Source organism: Frankia sp. AgB32 (assembly GCF_023243045.1).
Lineage (GTDB): Bacteria > Actinomycetota > Actinomycetes > Frankiales > Frankiaceae > Frankia.
In genome coordinates, this window is sequence record NZ_JALKFX010000012.1 from 75,951 (window position 1) to 93,275 (window position 17,325).

A 17,325-nucleotide genomic window follows, 5' to 3' on the forward strand; every position below is an offset into this window, starting at 1 on the left:
CTACTGCACCAGGTCGATACTGGTCGGGCTGTTCTGCGCGTTGCTGCGCACCGTGATCACCGCGGACGGCGTACCGCTGGGTACGTCGACGTCGAGGTTGCAGGCCGAGGGGGTCGTCAGGGTCACCCCGGTGCACTGGTCGTCGTGGATGCCCGCGCCACTGATCGAGTCGATGTGGACACTGGGGCCGGGGTTGTCGACTGTGACCCGCCAGGTCGTTCCGCCAGGTGAGCTCGCCAGCACCTTCTTGAACAGGCTGATCTGGCTTTCGTCGACGACGGTGACGGTCGCCGTGTCCTGTTCACCGTTCTGGTCGGTCACCGTGACGGATGCCTGGTAGGTGCCGGCGAGGTAGTTGTGGGACGTCGTCGCGGCGGCGCCCGGACCCTCGCTCTCCCCGTCGCCGAAGGCGAAGCGGTAGGAGACGATCGGGGCGGATCCCGCGACCGAACCGGACGCGTCGAAGTCCCGGACCCCGGCGGCCGCGCCGCCGCCCCTGGAGCGTGCGACGGTCAGCGCGGCGCGCGGGGGAGTGACGGCCGCGGTCACCTGGACACCGGCGTTCGCGGGCGACGTGCGGCCCGCCTGGTCGCGGACGGTGACGTTGACGGTGTAGGTGCCGGCGGTCGTGACGCGATGCGTGGCGGTGGGGGAGGCCTGTGGGCCGACGGTGGTGCCGTCGCTGAACGCGAAGGTGTAGGTCGCGATCGGCGTGGAGCCGGCGGTGGAGGCGGAGGCGTCGGCGGTGATGTCGGTCGGGGCCTGGGGCCCGCTGGTACGGGCGCTGAGCTGCGCGGTCGGGCCGACCTGCGCGGCGGCGGTGACGTGCGCGATGGCACTGGTGGTCGAGCGGCGGCCGGCGGTGTCCGTCACCGTGAGGCCAACTGTGTAGTCGCCGGTCTGGGCGAAGGCGTGGGTCGCCCGGGCCCCGGTTGCCGTCGTGCCGTCGCCCCAGGTCAGCGAGTAGGTGTTGATGGGATTGGTGCCCGCCGTCGAGGCGGCGGCATCGGCCGTCACCGTGAGTGGAGCGGTGCCGGTGGCAGGAGTCAGTGTCACGCGGGCGGTGGGCCCGGTCGCGGCAGGCGGCTCGGCCTGCTTGGCGGTGATAACGATCTCGGCGTTCACGGAGGGGGTCCGTCCGTCGGCGAGGGTGGCGTCGGCCGTGACCGTGAAGCGGCCAGGCGCGGTCCAGGCGTGGCTGGCGTTTGTGCCGGTGGCCTGGGTGCCGCCGTCGCCGAAGGTCCAGATGGCGGTGAGTACGCCGGTGCCGGTCGCGCGGAACTGGACGACCTGGCCGACCGTGGCGTCCGCGGCGCTCGCCTCGATCCTCACGGGAGCGGTGCCGACCGGGGGTTCTCCGCCGCCGGTCTCGGTCGTCGGTGGGTTCGAGCCGGATCCGGCCGGTGGGTCGGTAGCCGGGTTCCCGCCGGTGCCGGTCGGGGGGGTCTGCGGGACCGTCGTTGGATTCGTGCCGCGGGAACCCGCGGTGTCCTGGCTCCCGCCCGCACCCCCGCCGGCTCCCGCTCCGGTACCGGAGCCCCCGGCCGGGCCCGGGGACGGTGGCGTGGTGGTGGGGCTTCGCGAGGACGGACCTGCTCCCGCCGGCCCGCCAGCCGGAGTCCTGCGAGCTGTCGGTCCGCCGGCCGCAGGTGCGGAGGTCGGGGTGGGCGTCGGAGTCGGCTGTGTACCGGTGCCGGTGGCACCTTCGGCCGCCGTGGTGCCCGTGCCGCCGGCGCCGAGGGAACCTCGGCCGCTGCCGGCGCCGTCGGCGGCCGTGCCCGTGCCCGTGCCCGTGCCACCGGTGCCGTTGCCGGTGGTGTCGGCGCCGTACTTGCGCACGGGGGACGTTGAGCCGTCGAGGCGGATGACACCGGCGTCGGTGCCGGCCGGGTCGTTGTAGAACACGAAGCCGCCCTGGGCGGCGAGGGTGAAGTGGCGGCCGGCGGGCAGGACCCGGCGGCTGGACAGCAGGCGGCCGGCGGCCAGGTCCACGACGTGCACCGCGCCGGCGGTGTAGTCGGGAACGAAGACGCGGTCCCCGAGGTCGATGGGGATGCCCAGGCGATGCCCGGCGGCGGCGAGGTCGATGACGGATCCGCAGCGGCGCGTGGCGAGGTCGGCGACCATCAGCACGCCCCGGGCGCCGACCGCGGCATACACACGGGACGCGTCCGTGGCGCCGGCGAGCTGGACGTCGGCGGCACCGGACCCGGCGCCAGCGGACCCGACGTCCAGGCAGGTGGCGGCGCCCGGCCGGCCGTCCGCCGACAGTGGGGTGATCTGCCGCCGGGCCAGGTTCACCAGGGCGGGCCGGCCGTCGGCGAGCACGAGCCGGCTGCTGGCCGGATCGGCCGCGTGCGGACGGTCGTGCCGGGTCGTGCCGTCGAACCAGACGAGATCACCGGTGCGGGTGTCCACGAGCCACAGGCGACCCTGCTCGTCGACGACGCCACCGCCGGTGGCGACCCGGGCGGTGAGCGACTGCCGCCCGCGCACCGTGAGGCTCGCGGCCTCGGTGGTCGTGACCACGCCGGCGCGGCCGTCGAGGAGGTAGAGCGCGTCGGATCCGGCGAACAGTTCGGCGGAGCGGCCCGCGGGGAGCAGCCCGGTGCGGTGGTTCCACGCGTAGGTCGCCCCGCTGATCCGGCCGACCGTGCCGGTGGAGGTGTCGACGACGAAGGCGTCGAGATCCGACTGGGTGGCGCTCAGCGAGCCCGCGGGCAGGTCCGGCCGGCCGACCGGCACCTGGGTGACGACCTTCGCCGACGCGCCGTCGACGAGGGCGACCTGCCCGACGGCATCGGACACCAGCCAGGCCGCGCCGCCGTGGAACTCGACCCGGCGTTGACCAGGTCCGTCCCCGGTGCCGACGACGACGAGCGCGGCGAGCAGCAACACCGCCGCCACCACTGCCTGCAGCCAGCGCCCGCCGGCGGGCCAGCGTCCGCCACTGCCAGCGGCACTGTCAGCCATCCGGGCTCCCCACCATCGTTGTCACGCGCGTCCGAGCCGGCCGCGGCGTCCTTCGACGCCCGTCGCCGAGGCGTCGGGCGGCGGCGCCCCGGGGCGGCAGGAGGGGCCGCGGGTCCAACGCGGCGGCGAGCCGGCGGGGCCGCGACGCCCGCGCGGCGAGCTGGCGGCGCAACGCGTCGACCAGTTCCCACGCCCGCGTCGCGTCCGCCTCCGTCGACGCGGCCCGGTCGTACAGGGCCCGGCTGACCAGGGGTTCGAGGAGGCCTATCGGCTCGGCGACCGCGGCGCCGAGCCCGGCGGCGTCGCCGACGACCTCCCCGGCCGAGCGGGTCGGCGTGGCCGACACGCCCCATTCGGCCAGCCGGTCCCGAACCTCCCGCCAGGCGCCGGCGACGCGGCGCCCCGGCGGCACCGCGCGGCGCCGCGCCCGGCGTCGGCGGGCCTTCTCCGCGACGACGGCCAGCGGGAACAGCACCAGGAGCGCGAGCAGCGAGACGATCGGCACCAGCGCGATCCGGTGCCAGCGCCCTCCGGCGGCGGGGCTGTGCTCGTCGAACCGGGGAATGGCGGACAGCTTCGGTGGAGCGGGTGGTGCTGGCGCCGCTTCGGCGGACGCGCCGCTGCCGCCGCCGGCGGCCCCGCCGGTGGTGTCCGGCGGTTCCTCGTGGGCGAGGTGGCTGGTGTCCGTCGGTTCGAACGGGATCCAGCCGAGACCGGCGAGGTACACCTCCGGCCAGGCGTGCGCGCGCGCCTGACTGATCGTGAACACGCCGCGTCCGCTGGCGGTGTCGGGACCTAGCAGGTAACCCACCGCGATGCGGGTCGGGAAGCCCCGCAACCGGGCGAGCAGCGCGAAGGCGGCTGCGTGCTGTTCGGCGTAGCTGTGCTGTTCTCGCGGGTCGGCGCTGGTCAGCAGCCTCGTCAGCGCACCGTAGGAGTGCCCGGGACGGCCGGCGAGATCGTAGGGGAACCGGGCGGGATCCCGCAGATATCGCTGCAGGGCGATCAGCTGGGCATAGGCGGTGCGCGCGCCGCCGGTCGCGCGGATCGCGGTGGCGACCAGCACCGGCGGCAGGCCGGGTGGCACGGTGAGGTACTGCGCGAGCCGTGTGCCGGACCCGGGCACGGCAGCGGCGAGGCGAGCGGAGGACGGGTTGGCGACGGCGGCTGTGAGGTGGTAGTGCGGGCCGGCGCCCGCGGCTGCGGCCGTGCTCACGAGCGTGCCGGTGTGCGGGTCGAAGGCCGCCTGCACGCCGGTGAGGCGGGTCGGTTGGCCGAGGATCGGCAGCATCGGCGTGTCCTGCCGGTCGAGTGCCACGTCCGCGTGGACGGTGACGACCTCGCCCGCTCCGGTGCTGTTCTCGCCCGGTTCGCCGGGCAGCGTGGCGCCCACGGGAAGGTACGGGTCGGGGTTGCGCCAGCTCGCACCGTCGAACTCGCCGAGGACGGCGACGGTCATCCGGTCGACGGGCAGCCGCCCGCTCGACGACTCCAGCCGCACGGTTCCCAGCCGCCGCGGCGGCGCGGCGGTGAGCTGGGCCCGGACCTGCGCCAGCGGGTCCAGTTCCGACACGGCGCGCACGGGCCGTGGACGGACGGTGCGCGGGTCGAACCGGTCACCGCCGGGAGCCCCGGCGCCGAGCACGGTTCCGGCGACGACGGCGATGGCCACGACCGGCACGCCGAGCAGCATCGAACCAGCCCCGGGCCCCTGTCCGCCGGGCGCCCCCCGAGCCGCGCGCACCAGGCCGAAACCGAGCCCCGCCGTGGCCAGGGCCATGCCGGCGGCCAGCGGGGGACGGCGGTCGTCGGCCAGCAGAGCGACCGCGGTGGCGAAGGCCAGCCCGAGCGGCACGAGCGGGGCGAAGACGGTCCCCGGGCGTGCGGCCAGGGCGACGGCCAGTGCTGTGGCCAGCCACAGCACGAGGACCGGAACGACCAGCAGCGCGGGATCGGGATCGGCCGGCAGGCCGGCGGCCAGCAGGTTCGACCAGCCGCCGCGCAGCCCCGCGGCGAAGCCGTGCCCGCCGCCGATCGCCCGCCCGTCGACCCAGCCGAACACGACCACGAACAGGTACGCCGCCGCACCCGCGAGTCCGAGGACGGCGAGCGCGTCCAGTCGGCCGGTGAGTCGCCGGGCCGCAGCCGTCACCGCCGCCGAGGCCAGCACGGCACCGGTCAGCGCAGCCCAGGCACCGTGACCCGCGTACAGCGCGCGGAACTCGCCGGCGGCCGCCAGCGCGGCGAGCAGCAGCAACCCCCACTCGACGACCAGCGCCCAGTCCAGGCGGGCGATCGTCGCCAGCCGGCGGCCAGCCACGGCCGCCGCAGCGCCACCCGCCGCCCGACCGTCCCCGGCTGCCACGCCGATCGCCGGCACCGCACGGACCCTCGTGCTCTGGTCCTCCGCCGTCATCGGACCGTCCGGTTCCATCGGGCCGCGAACTGCTCGCTGGTCGGCGCGGCCACCGTGAACGCGCCGGGGACGGTCGGCGCCGACCTGGCGCCGCGCTCGCCGACCAGGGCGACGCTGGCCACGGCGAACCGGCGCAGCGCCGGCCCGACGGCATCGAGCGCGGCCTGTCGCGGGGTGCCGGTGACGACGCCGAGCGCGGCGCCCTCGGCGGCCGGACCCAGCCCGGCGAGCATGCCGAGCCCGGGGTCCGCCTCGCGCCGCGCGGCCTCGGCGAACAGCGCGAGCACCTCGCCCTGGCCGGACACACCGCGTTCCGCCGACGCCCGGGCACCGCCGGTCGTGCGCACCTCCACCGGATGGCCGCCGTCGAACGCCGCGACGGCGAGCGAGGCGGCGACCCGGACGGCCGCCTCGAACGACTCGTCGGTGTAGGCGGCGGCGCTGGTGTCCAGCAGGACGAGCATCCGCGGTTCGTGCGGAACGACGTTGTGCCGGATCATGAGCGTGCCGGTGCGGGCCGTCGACGGCCAGTGGATCAGTCGCAGGTCGTCGCCGCGGGCGTACTCCCGCAGGCTGTGGAACGCCACGCCGCCGCCGGGGGCCGCCGCCGACGTCCTGCCGTCCAGTTCCGGGGAGCGGCCCGTCGGCAGCGGCACCATCGCGTGCAGCCGCGGACAGACCCACATCCTGCTGTGGGACGGGTAGGACCGCCCGGTCCGGAACAGGCCGAGGGGGTCGCTGTGCCCGACGGTCAGCGGCCCCACCGCGTGCACGCCGCGCCGCCGCGTGGGCAGCGGGTAGTCGATCTCGCGGGAGGCGCCCGCGGCCAGACTCGGCAACGTCACCCGTACCCGCTCGCCGGCGACCGCCTCCACGGCGACGAACGGCGGGCAGCGCCGCCGGCCGACGTTCGTCACCGTCATGACGCCCCGCGCCTCGCCGCCCTCGACGACGCGTGCCGGCTCGACGCGACGCGTCACGCGGATCCGCGGCCGGGCGAGCATCCACAGCGCACCGCCAGCGAGCATCACCAGGCCGGTGACACCGAGGCCGAGTAACTCCGGGTAGTGCAGCACCGGCCAGCTCGCGAGCAGGAGCGCCGTGGCGGCGACCGCGCCCCAGCCCGACCTCGTGATCATCTGCGGGCGGAATAAGGGTCCGGGATCCGCACCGACGCGGTGATGCGGGACAGCACGTCCGCGCCGGTCAGCCCGTCGAGCAGGGCCTCCGGACGGATGATGATCCGGTGGCCGAGCACTGCCGGTGCCAGCGACTTCACGTCGTCCGGGGTGACGAACGGCCGGCCGGCGGCGGCGGCCCGGGCCTGGGCGGCGCGGGCCAGGGAGAGTCCGCCGCGGGGGCTGACTCCGAGCCGGATCTGGTCCGGGTGCCGCCGCGTGTCCGCGACGATCATGACGATGTAGTCGTACACCTCCGCGGACAGGTGCACCCCGCGGGCGAGTTCGGTCATCCGCAGCAGGTCGGCGTTCGTGAGAACCGGTTCGAGGTCCTCCGGCTCCACGCCGCGGGTGCCGGCGGTGAGGATCTCGATCTCCGCAGCGTGGTCGGGATAGCCCACGGTCGAGCGGATCATGAAGCGGTCGATCTGGGCCTCGGGCAGTTCGTACGTGCCGCCGTGTTCCACCGGGTTCTGGGTGGCGATCGCCATGAACGGCCGGGGCACCCGGTAGGTCGTCGAGTCGACCGTGACGCGCCGTTCCTCCATGACCTCCAACAGCGCCGACTGGGTCTTCGGCGACGCCCGGTTGATCTCGTCGATGAGCACGACGTTGGCGAACACCGGACCCTCGTGGAACTCGAAGGTCCTGCTGGCGGCATCCCAGATCCGCACGCCGGTGACGTCGGAGGGCAGCAGATCGGCGGTGAACTGCACCCGCCGGACCACCCCGCTGACCGACTGCCCGATGGCCTTGGCCAGCGATGTCTTACCGACGCCCGGAACGTCGTCGAGAAGCAGATGCCCCTCGGCGTACATGCACAACAGCGCCCGCTCAACGACTGCGGGATTCCCTCGGAAGAATCCGGAGATGTTGGCGGCAAGCCGTTGATGCTGCCGTGAGAACCAGTCGGCGTCTGCCGCGGACGTTTCCACAGAACTCCCTGCCGGCCGGATAGAACTACCTTGCTCCGGGGGCGCCGAGCCTGTCTCGGCCGATGTTCGATGGAAACGGCTGTCGATGCAGTGGGCGTCGAGCACAACGGACGCTACTCACCACGTTCCCCCGTTCGCGGACAGCTCGCATGAGAATACACGGGAAAGCCGGCGGGATGAGCCCGGCCTTCGCACCGCCGTCGGCGGACGTACTATGCGCAGGTCACGGTGCGCCCGCACCACCACGGGCAACGGCGGCGCACCAGGCTTCGGCCTCGCGCGGGGAAACCAGCCGCACGCAGACCCGGTCCGGTGACTCGGCGGCGAAGCGTTCGGCGTAGCGCACGCGGTACACGGGATGCTTGCGCCACGACCATCTGATCGGATGGTCGGCCCGCGGCACGTCGCGCCAGCGCTCCCGGTTGCCGTTCCACAGCTCGCGGCGCAGGACCAGGCGGCCCGCGGTCCGCCGGACCAGCCGCCACTCGACCAGCCAGCGGGGCAGATCGAGCCAGACGACTGTGTCGGCTCGGGACCAGACGAGGTCCAGGACGGCCGAGTAGTTGCCGTCGACGACCCACGCCGGCGCCGAGGTGGCCGCGTCCACGTCCGGGGCGAACTCCGGCCGGGGCACCCAGTCAGGGCCGTGGTTCAGCGCGTCGAGTTCGACATGCGGCACGGCCAGCGCGGCGGCGAGCCGCCGGGACAACGTCGACTTGCCGGACCCGGACGTACCGATGACCAGAACCCTGCGCACCAGGCCGACCATAACCGGCGGCCTGGGGCAGGCCGGGCCCACCCCGGACCGGGAAACCCCGGCCGGCGCGGCGCAGCCTACTCGCCGGCGGCGGCCCGGCGGATCTCCTCGATGTCGATCTTCGACATCTTCAGCATCGCCTCGGTCGCGCGCCTGGACCGCTCCGGGTCCGGGTCACCGAGCAGCTCGCCCAGCGCCGTCGGCACGATCTGCCACGACAGGCCCCAGCGGTCCTTGAGCCACCCGCACTGGCTCTCGGAGCCACCGTCGGCGGTGAGGCTGTTCCAGTAGTGGTCGATCTCGTCCTGCGAGGCGCAGAAGACCTGCAGCGAGAAGGCCTCGGTGGGCGGGAACATCGGGCCGCCGTTGAGCGCGACGTACTCCCGGCCGTCCAGCTCGAACTGGACGGTCATCGCGGTGCCCTCCGGCCGCATGCCGCCGGGGCCGTAGCGGGCGACGTTGGTGATGCGGGAGTTCGGGAACAGCGACGTGTAGAACTCGGCGGCCTGTTCGCCCTGGTCGTCGAACCACAGGCACGGCGTGATGCTGGGCATGGCGTGGATCCCTCCGTCGGCGGCGCACCTCGGACGCGGCCTCCCGGGTCCGATGGCGGCAACCCTAGCGCCGCCCGCCGACAGTTTTCGTCGCCGTGGAGTCCCTCGCCTCCCGCGGATCGATCGGGTTGGTCAGCCGGATCCGGCGGGTGCCGGCCCGGGCCGGGCGAGCTCACCGCCGGAGAGGTCGGCCAGCGGCGGTGCGTCCAGGCAGCAGTGGGATGTTCCAGGTCCCGGCGCGAAGGCCGGCTCCGCCGGGGCCGGCCGGGGCGGGTTGCGAATGGTCAGCGCGGCGATCAGACCGCCAAGTCCGCACAGCACCGCAGCGATGAGGACCGCCGTGTGGAAGCCGGCGGAGAAGTCCGCCGGCACCAGGTAGGCGGCGGCGGTGATCCCGCCGGCGGCCGGCAGCACGGCGACGGCGATCAGGTTCGCCACCCGGGCCACGTCGTTGTTGACCGCCGAGGCGAGCCCCGCGTGCCGGGGCGGGACCGCCGCGAGCGCGGTGGCGGTCAGTGGCGCCACCGTGATCGCCAGACCCAGCCCGAACACGATCACGGCTGGCAGCACCTCGGTCAGGTAGTCGCCGCTGCCGCCGACGCGGGAGAGCAGCGCCAGGCCGGCGCCGACGACGAGCGGACCCACGGTCATCTGCAGCCGCGGCCCGATGCGGGCGGCGAGGCGGCCGGAGCGGGCCGACAGCGCCAGCATGATCAGTGTCACTGGCAGCAGTGCCATCCCGGAATGCAGCGGACTGTAGCCGCAGGCGAGCTGAAGCTGGACGGGCAACAGGAACAGCGTGCCGCCGAGTGCCGCGTACACGGCGAACGTCACCAGGTTCGTCGCGGTGAACTGGCGGGCGGTGAACAGGTCCAGCGGCAGCATCGGCGCCGTCGCCCGCCGCTCGACGACGACGAACGCGCCCAGCACCAGCACGCCGCCGACCAGCGCCGCCAGCACCACCGGCGCCGTCCAGCCGCGGCTCGGCCCCTCGATGAGCCCGTAGGTCAGCCCCACCAGGCCGACGGTGACCAGCGGGCCGCCGACCAGGTCGATCCGGCCGTCCGGGCGCGGATCACGCGACTCCGGCACATGCCGCCAGGCCACGGCGAGCACCGCCGCCGCCACCGGCAGGTTGATCAGGAAGATCAGCCGCCAGGACCACACCTCGACGAGCCAGCCGCCGAGGAACGGTCCGATCGCGGTGGCCACCCCGCCCAGTCCCGACCAGGCGCCGATCGCCCGACCCCGGTCGTCCGGAACGAAACTCGCCTCCAGGATGGCCAGGCTGCCAGGGGTCAACAGGGCCGCGCCGACCCCCTGCAGGGCCCGTGCGGCGATGAGGGTCCCGCTGTTCGGCGCTGCCGCGCAGCCCATCGAGGCGACCACGAACCAGACCACGCCGAGCATGAACATCCGCCGACGCCCGTAGCGGTCCCCGAGATCACCGGCAACCAGCAGCAGGCCGGCGAGGGTGAGCGTGTACGCGGTCACGACCCACTGCAACGAGGTCAGGCCGGTGTGCAGGTCCCGGCCCATCGCGGGCAGGGCGATGCCGACCACCGTCGCGTCGATCGCGGCGAGCGCCGACCCGAGCACGGTCGCCGCCAGCACCCACCTGCCGGCGGGTGTGCCCAGGCGCAGGCCGTCCTCCAATGGCGTCCCTCCGTCGGCGTCATCGTCGACGGCAGACCCGCCGCCTGTCCAGTAACAACCGGCTGCGCTCAGGGGCGGAAGCGGTCGGGGTCGGCGGCGTTCCAGTCGATTGCCCAGTCCGCCGGCGGCTCGGCGAGCAGCTCGCCGGGTTCGAGCCACGGGAACAGCTCGGCGTAGCTGCGGGTCTCGGTGTGGGTGACCCGGCGCATCAGCATCCCGGGGTGCAGCTCGCCCGGCGCGGCGCAGCCGAGGGAGGCCATGACCTGCACCGCGGTGGCGACGGTGGCCTGCTGGTAGCGGAACACCCGCTCGCCCTTGTCTGCGACGTCGAGAGCACGGGCCCTTCGCGGGTCCTGCGTGGCCACGCCGGTCGGGCAGGTGTTGGTGTGGCAGCGCTGCGCCTGGATGCAGCCGACCGCCATCATCATCGCCCGCGCCGAGTTGGTGTAGTCGGCGCCCTGCGCGAGCCGCTTGACGATGTCCACGCCGGTCGCGACCTTGCCGCTGACCCCGATCCGGATCCGGTCCCGCAGACCGACACCGACCAGCGCGTTGTGCACGGTGATCAGACCTTCGGTCAGCGGCGTGCCGACGTGGTCCTCGTACTCCAGCGGCGCGGCGCCGGTGCCGCCTTCGGCGCCGTCGACGACGATGAAGTCCGGGGTGACCCCTTCCTCCAGCATCGCCCGGCAGATCGCGAGCAGCTCGCGCCGGGAACCGACGCACAGCTTGAACCCGGCTGGCTTGCCCCCGGCCAGCTCGCGCATCCGCGCGACGAACAGCACCAGTTCGCGCGGCGTCGCGAACACGCTGTGCCCTGGCGGGCTCACGCAGGTCACGCCGGGTTGCACACCGCGGGCCGCGGCGATCTCGGCGCTGACCTTCGCCGCGGGCAGGATGCCGCCGAGGCCCGGCTTCGCCCCCTGACTCAGTTTGAGCTCGACCATCTTCACCGAGGGCAGCGCGGCCTTGTCCTTGAACCTGGCCGGATCGAACTCGCCGTTCTCCGTGCGTGCGCCGAAGTAGCCGCTGCCGATCTCCCAGATCAGGTCGGCACCGTAGCGCAGGTGATGGTCGGTGAGCCCGCCCTCGCCGGTGTCGTGGGCGAAGCCGCCCTTGGCGGCGCCCTGGTTCATGGCCAGCACCGCGTTGGCGGACAGCGAGCCGAAGCTCATCGCGGACACGTTGAGCAGCGCGATGTCGTACGGCTGGGTGCAGTCCGGCCCGCCGACCCGCACCCGCGGCGCCGCCGCGTCCGGCGGGACGTTCACCGGGGCGGTGGAGTGCGGCAGGTATTCGTAGCCGACCTCGTTGACGTCCCGTTCGGTGCCGAATGCCTGATCACTGTGGACGCCCTTGGCCCGCTCGTAGACGCTGCTGCGCACCTCGCGGTCGAACGGGCGGCCGTCGTAGTTGCGCTCGATGAAGTACTGCTGGATCTCCGGGCGGATCCGCTCCAGCCCGAAGCGCAGGTACCCGGCGAGCGGGTAGCTGCGCAGGATCGCGTGCCGACGCTGCGTGACGTCGTGCACCGCCAGCGCGAGCAGCGCGAGCAGCACACCTACCGCCGCCCACCAGCCCCCCGACCAGCACACCGCAGCGGCCAGCGCCGCGCCGACGCCGATGACCAGGCCCGACAGCACACCCACCGGAAACATCGCGATCGTGGTCCTCTCCCGAGCCGCCGAGGCCCCCGCCGCCGCGACGAATACGACGCTATACGCCGCGACACTCGGACCTGGGGTGTTTGCTCCCTGTGCCGGACCGGGGACGGGGAGGCTCCCAACTCGGGCGGTCGGTCCGCGATTGTTACTCTGTGCCGCTGTCCTGGCCGCGGACGCGCGAGAGCGCGGTGCGGACGGCGTCGACCACCTCCTCCGGGCTGGCAACCGGGATGATGGCGGGCAGACCGGTGTCCAGGGTGTCGCCGGCCGGCCCGGTGGGACTGGTCCGAGGGCTGACGGTCCAGGTGTCGAGGCCGACGACCGGGCGGCCGGTGCGCAGCGCGAAGGCGATCTCGCTGAGGGTGCCCCAGCTGCCGCCGACGGCCACCAGGGCGTCGGTGGCGCGTACGAGCAGGCCGTTGCGCAGTTCGCCGAGGCCGGTGGGGATGCTGACGGTGAGATGTTCGTTGCCCGCGGCTCGGGACAGTCCGGGCAGCAGCCCGATCGTCATCCCACCGGCCACCGCCGCGCCGCGGCAGGCGGCGGCCATCACCCCACCGAGCCCGCCGCAGACGACGGCCCACCCCTGCTCGGCCAGCCGCCGCCCCACGATCTCGGCGGCGCTGCGCTGAGCAGCGTTTGCCGTGCTCGGCCCCACCACGCCGATGTACGTCGTCACAGCCGCCGGGCCGGGTCTCGCCGCCCTGTCCGTATCCCTGGTCATGCCGTATCCCTGGTCATGGAGGGATGGTGACCCGCAGTCCCGGCTGGCGGGTGGGGTGCCGGGAAACCCTGTGTGGTCCGGCGGGCGCGGGAGTCCGGATCGTGGCGCGGCGGCCTGCCGGAACCTGGCCGGTCAGGCGTCCGGAACGCGGTCCAGGAATCCGCTGACGGAGCTCACCCGTCCGTCCTCGGCGAGTGTGATCACGTCGAATCCGGCGACGGGCGCCGAACCGTCCTCCCGGGAGACGAGTTCCCAGCTGAAGCGGGCGATGTGATGGTGGGCGTCCGGAGTGCCCACCGCCCGGAACTCGAATCCGGGAAACTGTTCGCGCACACCCCGGATCGTGTCGGTGATTGCGTCCTGGCCACGAATGTCTGCCAGCGGGTCGGTGTAGGTGGCAGCATCGGTGAACGTCATGGCCACCGCCTTCTCCACGTCGTCGGGCGCGGCGTTCCACGCGGCGAGACAACGCTGGACGGCGTCGGTGTGCATGCTCATCTCGATTCCCCTTCATCGCGTTCGCGTTCGCGTTGCTGTGCCAAGACTGCGGCACCGCCCCGAGGGCGTCGATTACCCGGCAGGTAGCCGAGCGCGCCCCGGGACGGGACGGCGAACGGAGGCGGGTTCGGGGCGAGCGGCTACGGCGCCGGTACCTGCTGGGGCGGCGGCGGCCCCGCGTAGCGCGCCGACGGGCGGATGATCTTGCTGTCGGCGGCCTGTTCGAGGATGTTCGCCGTCCAGCCGAGGGTGCGGGCGACCGCGAACGTGGGCGTGAACATCTCCCTGGCCAGGCCGCACAGTTCCATCACCACGCCCGCGTAGAACTCGACGTTGGTGTGCAGCTTGCGGCCGGGCTTCAGCTCGGCGAGCAGTTCCACCACCCGCCGTTCGACCTGGGTGGCGAAGGTGACCAGCTCGCCGCCGAACTCCTCCGCGACGCCGCGCAGCAGCCGGGACCGCGGGTCCTCGGTGCGGTAGACGGGGTGCCCGAATCCCATGATCCGGTCGCCGGCCAGGACGTGCTCGCGGATCCAGGGGTCGATCCGCTCGGGGCTGCCGATCGCGTCGAGGGTGTCCAGCGCCCGGCTGGGCGCCCCGCCGTGCAACGGTCCGGACAGCGCGCCGATGGCGCCGACGACACAGGCGACCAGGTCCGCGCCCGTCGAGGCGATCACCCGGGCGGTGAAGGTCGAGGCGTTGAACCCGTGGTCGACGGTGCACACCAGATAGCGCTCGATCGCCCGGACCTGGACGGGCGTCGGCTCGACGCCCGTGACCATGTGGAGGTAGTTGGCTGCGAACGGCAGGTCGTCGCGGGGCGCGATCGGCACCAACCCCTGGCCGAGCCGGTACAACGCCGCCACCAGCGTCGGGGTCACGGCCGCGGCGAACAGCGCGTCGTCGATCCGGGTCGCCTCGTCGGCGTCGTAGAGCGGGCCGACGCCGCGGGCCGATCCGGCCAGTGACAGCGCGGTGCGCAGCCCGTCGAGCGTGCCCGCGCCCGCGCGGCGACCCTCGCGGGCGAGCCCTGGAAGCAGCTCGGCGACGCCGTCGGGGATGCGGCGCAGCGGCGCGACCCGGGCCGCGAACCGTGCCCGGGCCGCCGCGTCGGGCAGCTCGCCGAACAGCAGCAGGTGCCAGACGTCCTCCAGGCTGCGCCGCTCGGCGAGCTCGACCGCGGAGTACTGGCGGTAGTGGTAGAAACCCTCCCGGCCGCGCACGTCGCCCAGGACGGTCTCCGTGACGACGACGCCCTTGAGCCCACGCGGAACATCCGACGCCGGGGTGGCGCCGCCCGCGGCCGAGACCGCGGGGCTGGCGGCGAAGGCGATGCGGGCCTGCGCCCTGTCCAGATCCTGCTGCGTCGCGCCATTCGTGATCACCATGGTGTGCCTCCTCGGGATCCATGGTTGATCCATCATCCCGGAAGGTCAACGTTGATTACAATCAACGTGAATCAGTACACTTGACGGCACGCGGTGGTGGGAGGGTGTGAATGGTCGACGGCACGTGGCTGACCTCGCGGGAGGTCGCCGAACGGCTCGGGGTCAAGGTCGAGACGGTGTACGCCTACGCCAGCCGTGGCCTGCTGCACAGCCGCCGCGGCCCCGGTGGTCGGGGGAGCACGTTCGACCCCGCCGAGGTCGCGCGGCTGCGCCAGGTCGGCCGCGCGCGGCCGGACCGCGCCGACCCTCCCGAGGGCCCTGCCGGGACGGAGGTTCGATCGGCCGGCGTTCGCGGCGCGGGCCTGCCCGTCATCCGCACGAGGCTGACCGCCATCGCGGACGGCCGGCTCCACTACCGCGGGCGCGACGCCGTCGAGCTCGTCGCCGGTCACTCGTTCGAGCAGGTCGCCGGGTGGCTGTGGCTGGGCCGGCTGGATGCGCCGGCGCCGTTCGCCGTGCCGGAGCAGCTCGCCACCACCCTGCGGCACACCGGTCTGGCGCTGCCCGCCCGCGCCCGGCTCACCGACCGGCTCCGGGTCGCCGTCTCGGTGGCCGCCGCCGATGATCCGCTGCGCTTCGACCTGCAGCCCGACAGCGTCATTCTCACCGCTCGCACCCTCGTCGCCGCCCTCGTCGAGGCGATTCCCGCCAGCCCGGTCGGCGGGTCCGGCGGGTCCGGCGGACCGGCGGCGGGCATTGCCGGGCGGCTGTGGGAACGGCTCACCGCGACGCCGGCGGAACCGGCCGCGCTCGCCTGTCTGGATCACGCCCTCGGCCTGTTGGCCGATCATGACCTGGCGGTGTCCACCTTCGCGGCGCGGGTTGCGGCCTCCGCCCGCGCGGACCCGTATGCGGTTGTCTCCGCGGGGCTGGCCGCGCTCGACGGTCCGCTGCACGGCGGCGCCAGCCGACTCGCGGCTCGCCTCGTCTCCGAGGTGAGCGGCGGCGGTGACGCCATCGGGGTGGTCTCCGAGCGGCTGCGATCCGGGCAGCCGTTGCCCGGCTTCGGCCATGCGGCCTATCCGGACGGCGACCCTCGTGCCCAGGCGCTGCTGCGCGAACTCGCCGAGATCCCGACCGCGGCCCCGTTTCTCGCGACGGCCGAGGAGATCACTCGGGCGTCCGGGCGGGATCGGCCGCAGCGACCGAACGTCGATCTGGCGCTTGCCGTCCTCACTCTGGCCGCTGGTATGCCCGCCGAGGCCGGGGAAGTGATCTTCGCGGTCGCCCGGACGGTCGGCTGGCTCGCCCACGCGCTGGAGGAGTACGGCGAGCGCCCGCTGCGGCTGCGCCCCCGGGGTGTCTACGTCGGCCCCCCGCCAGCCAGGGAGATCGCGGGCGGCTGAGCCGACGCGGCACCCCGACGCGGCACCCCGACGCGGACTGTGCGGCTGCCGGCGGGACGGGTGGACAGGGTCGGCCGGTGGGGGCTTTGCCCAGGTCGGCAATACTATGTGCCGCTGCCCTCGCAGGCTTCGTCCCGTACCCAGCGCCGCGTCCGGCGGTGGGTCACCACCGGAGGTCTCCCGATGCCACATCCCCGGCGGCTCGCCTGGCTCGCACTGCTGACCACAGCGATGTTCGCGCTGGCCTCCTGCGCGGGCTCGTCGGGAGGCGGGGGCTCCACCGGCGGCCTGCGGCTGGTCAAGGCCGGCGAGCTCACGATCGCGACCGACTCGCCTGCCTATCCGCCGTGGTTCGCCGACGGAAAGCCGGCGAACGGCAAGGGCTTCGAGGGTGCGCTCGCCTACGCGATCGCGGCCAGACTCGGGTTCGGCGCGGACAAGCTCCACTGGGTCACCGAGCCGTTCGCCAGCTCCTTCGCGCCGGGTGCGAAGAACTTCGACTTCGACATCAACCAGATCTCGATCACGCCGGAACGGGCGCAGGCTGTCGATTTCAGCACCGGCTACTACGACGTCACGCAGGCCGTCGTCGCGTTGAAGACCTCCCGGATCGCCGACGTGACGACGCTGCGCGGACTGAAGGACGCCAAACTCGGCGCCCCCGTGGGCACCACCAGCCTGGACGCGATCACCAGGAACGTCGCGCCCGTGCAGGAGCCCGCGGTGTTCAACGACGTGAACGACGCGAAGACGGCGCTGGAGAACGGCCCGATCGACGGCATCGTCGTCGACCTGCCGACCGCGTTCCAACTCACCTCCAGTGACATCGACAACTCGTTCATCGTCGGGCAGTTCCCCTCCACCGGCACACCCGAGCAGTTCGGGATGCTGTTCGAGAAGGGCAACCCGCTGGTCGCGAAGGTCAACGACGCACTGGCCCAGCTGAAGGCCTCCGGCGAGCTGAAGCAGATCACCGACCAGTGGCTCGGATCCCAGGCGGGAGCACCCGTCCTGCGGTGACGGAAGATCCTCCCGCGACGCGGCCGCCCGACGAGGTGACGCCGCACGACCTGGCGCAGGCGTGGCACCCGAGTGACCACGAGCTGGCCCGGCGCCCGCGGGGGGGGGGGGGCCCGCGGGGGGGGGGGGGGGTGGGGGGGGGCCCCCCCCCCGGGG

13 protein-coding genes are annotated in these 17,325 nt (G+C 73.8%); 2 read left to right on the forward strand and 11 right to left on the reverse strand.

What is annotated here, in order from left to right:
- From MXD60_RS06015 to MXD60_RS06065, 11 genes are all read right to left on the reverse strand, one after another.
- Positions 1 to 2,973, reverse strand: coding sequence for a PKD domain-containing protein (locus MXD60_RS06015; protein ID WP_248817967.1), 2,973 nt, complete (start codon positions 2,971 to 2,973; stop codon positions 1 to 3).
- Positions 2,966 to 5,389: a transglutaminase-like domain-containing protein gene (locus MXD60_RS06020; RefSeq protein WP_248817968.1), complete on the reverse strand. Its 2,424-nt coding sequence runs from the start codon at positions 5,387 to 5,389 to the stop codon at positions 2,966 to 2,968. The genes MXD60_RS06015 and MXD60_RS06020 overlap by 8 nt, the downstream gene beginning before the upstream one ends.
- Positions 5,386 to 6,528, reverse strand: coding sequence for a DUF58 domain-containing protein (locus MXD60_RS06025; protein WP_248817969.1), 1,143 nt, complete (start codon positions 6,526 to 6,528; stop codon positions 5,386 to 5,388). The genes MXD60_RS06020 and MXD60_RS06025 overlap by 4 nt, the downstream gene beginning before the upstream one ends.
- The gene (locus MXD60_RS06030) at positions 6,525 to 7,502 is read right to left on the reverse strand and encodes an AAA family ATPase (RefSeq protein WP_248817970.1); all 978 of its coding nucleotides are present in this window, start codon (positions 7,500 to 7,502) and stop codon (positions 6,525 to 6,527) included. Before MXD60_RS06030 ends, MXD60_RS06025 begins: the two co-directional genes overlap by 4 nt.
- Before the next feature lie 223 nt (positions 7,503 to 7,725).
- Positions 7,726 to 8,259, reverse strand: coding sequence for a P-loop NTPase family protein (locus tag MXD60_RS06035; RefSeq protein ID WP_248817971.1), 534 nt, complete (start codon positions 8,257 to 8,259; stop codon positions 7,726 to 7,728).
- Between the two features lie 77 nt (positions 8,260 to 8,336).
- The gene (locus MXD60_RS06040; RefSeq protein WP_248817972.1) at positions 8,337 to 8,813 is read right to left on the reverse strand and encodes a VOC family protein; all 477 of its coding nucleotides are present in this window, start codon (positions 8,811 to 8,813) and stop codon (positions 8,337 to 8,339) included.
- Between the two features lie 132 nt (positions 8,814 to 8,945).
- On the reverse strand, positions 8,946 to 10,469 hold the full coding sequence (locus MXD60_RS06045) for an MFS transporter (RefSeq protein ID WP_248817973.1): 1,524 nt from the start codon (positions 10,467 to 10,469) through the stop codon (positions 8,946 to 8,948).
- Between the two features lie 68 nt (positions 10,470 to 10,537).
- Positions 10,538 to 12,127, reverse strand: a complete 1,590-nt coding sequence (locus tag MXD60_RS06050) for an FMN-binding glutamate synthase family protein (protein WP_248817974.1) — start codon at positions 12,125 to 12,127, stop codon at positions 10,538 to 10,540.
- Between the two features lie 151 nt (positions 12,128 to 12,278).
- A complete protein-coding gene (locus tag MXD60_RS06055; protein WP_248817975.1) occupies positions 12,279 to 12,857 on the reverse strand; it encodes a TIGR00725 family protein in 579 nt (192 codons plus the stop codon).
- A 132-nt stretch (positions 12,858 to 12,989) separates the two neighbouring features.
- Positions 12,990 to 13,355 carry a nuclear transport factor 2 family protein gene (locus MXD60_RS06060; RefSeq protein WP_248817976.1) on the reverse strand — a complete coding sequence of 122 codons (366 nt, stop codon included), beginning with the start codon at positions 13,353 to 13,355 and terminating at the stop codon, positions 12,990 to 12,992.
- A 140-nt stretch (positions 13,356 to 13,495) separates the two neighbouring features.
- On the reverse strand, positions 13,496 to 14,743 hold the full coding sequence (locus MXD60_RS06065; protein ID WP_248817977.1) for a citrate/2-methylcitrate synthase: 1,248 nt from the start codon (positions 14,741 to 14,743) through the stop codon (positions 13,496 to 13,498).
- Positions 14,744 to 14,853: 110 nt separating this feature from the next.
- Between MXD60_RS06065 and MXD60_RS06070 the strand changes: the two genes are divergently transcribed.
- Both MXD60_RS06070 and MXD60_RS06075 read left to right on the forward strand, forming a co-directional pair.
- Positions 14,854 to 16,149 carry a citrate/2-methylcitrate synthase gene (locus tag MXD60_RS06070; RefSeq protein WP_248817978.1) on the forward strand — a complete coding sequence of 432 codons (1,296 nt, stop codon included), beginning with the start codon at positions 14,854 to 14,856 and terminating at the stop codon, positions 16,147 to 16,149.
- A gap of 183 nt (positions 16,150 to 16,332) precedes the next feature.
- Complete coding sequence (locus tag MXD60_RS06075) at positions 16,333 to 17,169, forward strand: ABC transporter substrate-binding protein (RefSeq protein WP_248817979.1); 837 nt, start codon at positions 16,333 to 16,335, stop codon at positions 17,167 to 17,169.
- The last annotated feature ends 156 nt before the right edge of the window (positions 17,170 to 17,325 follow it).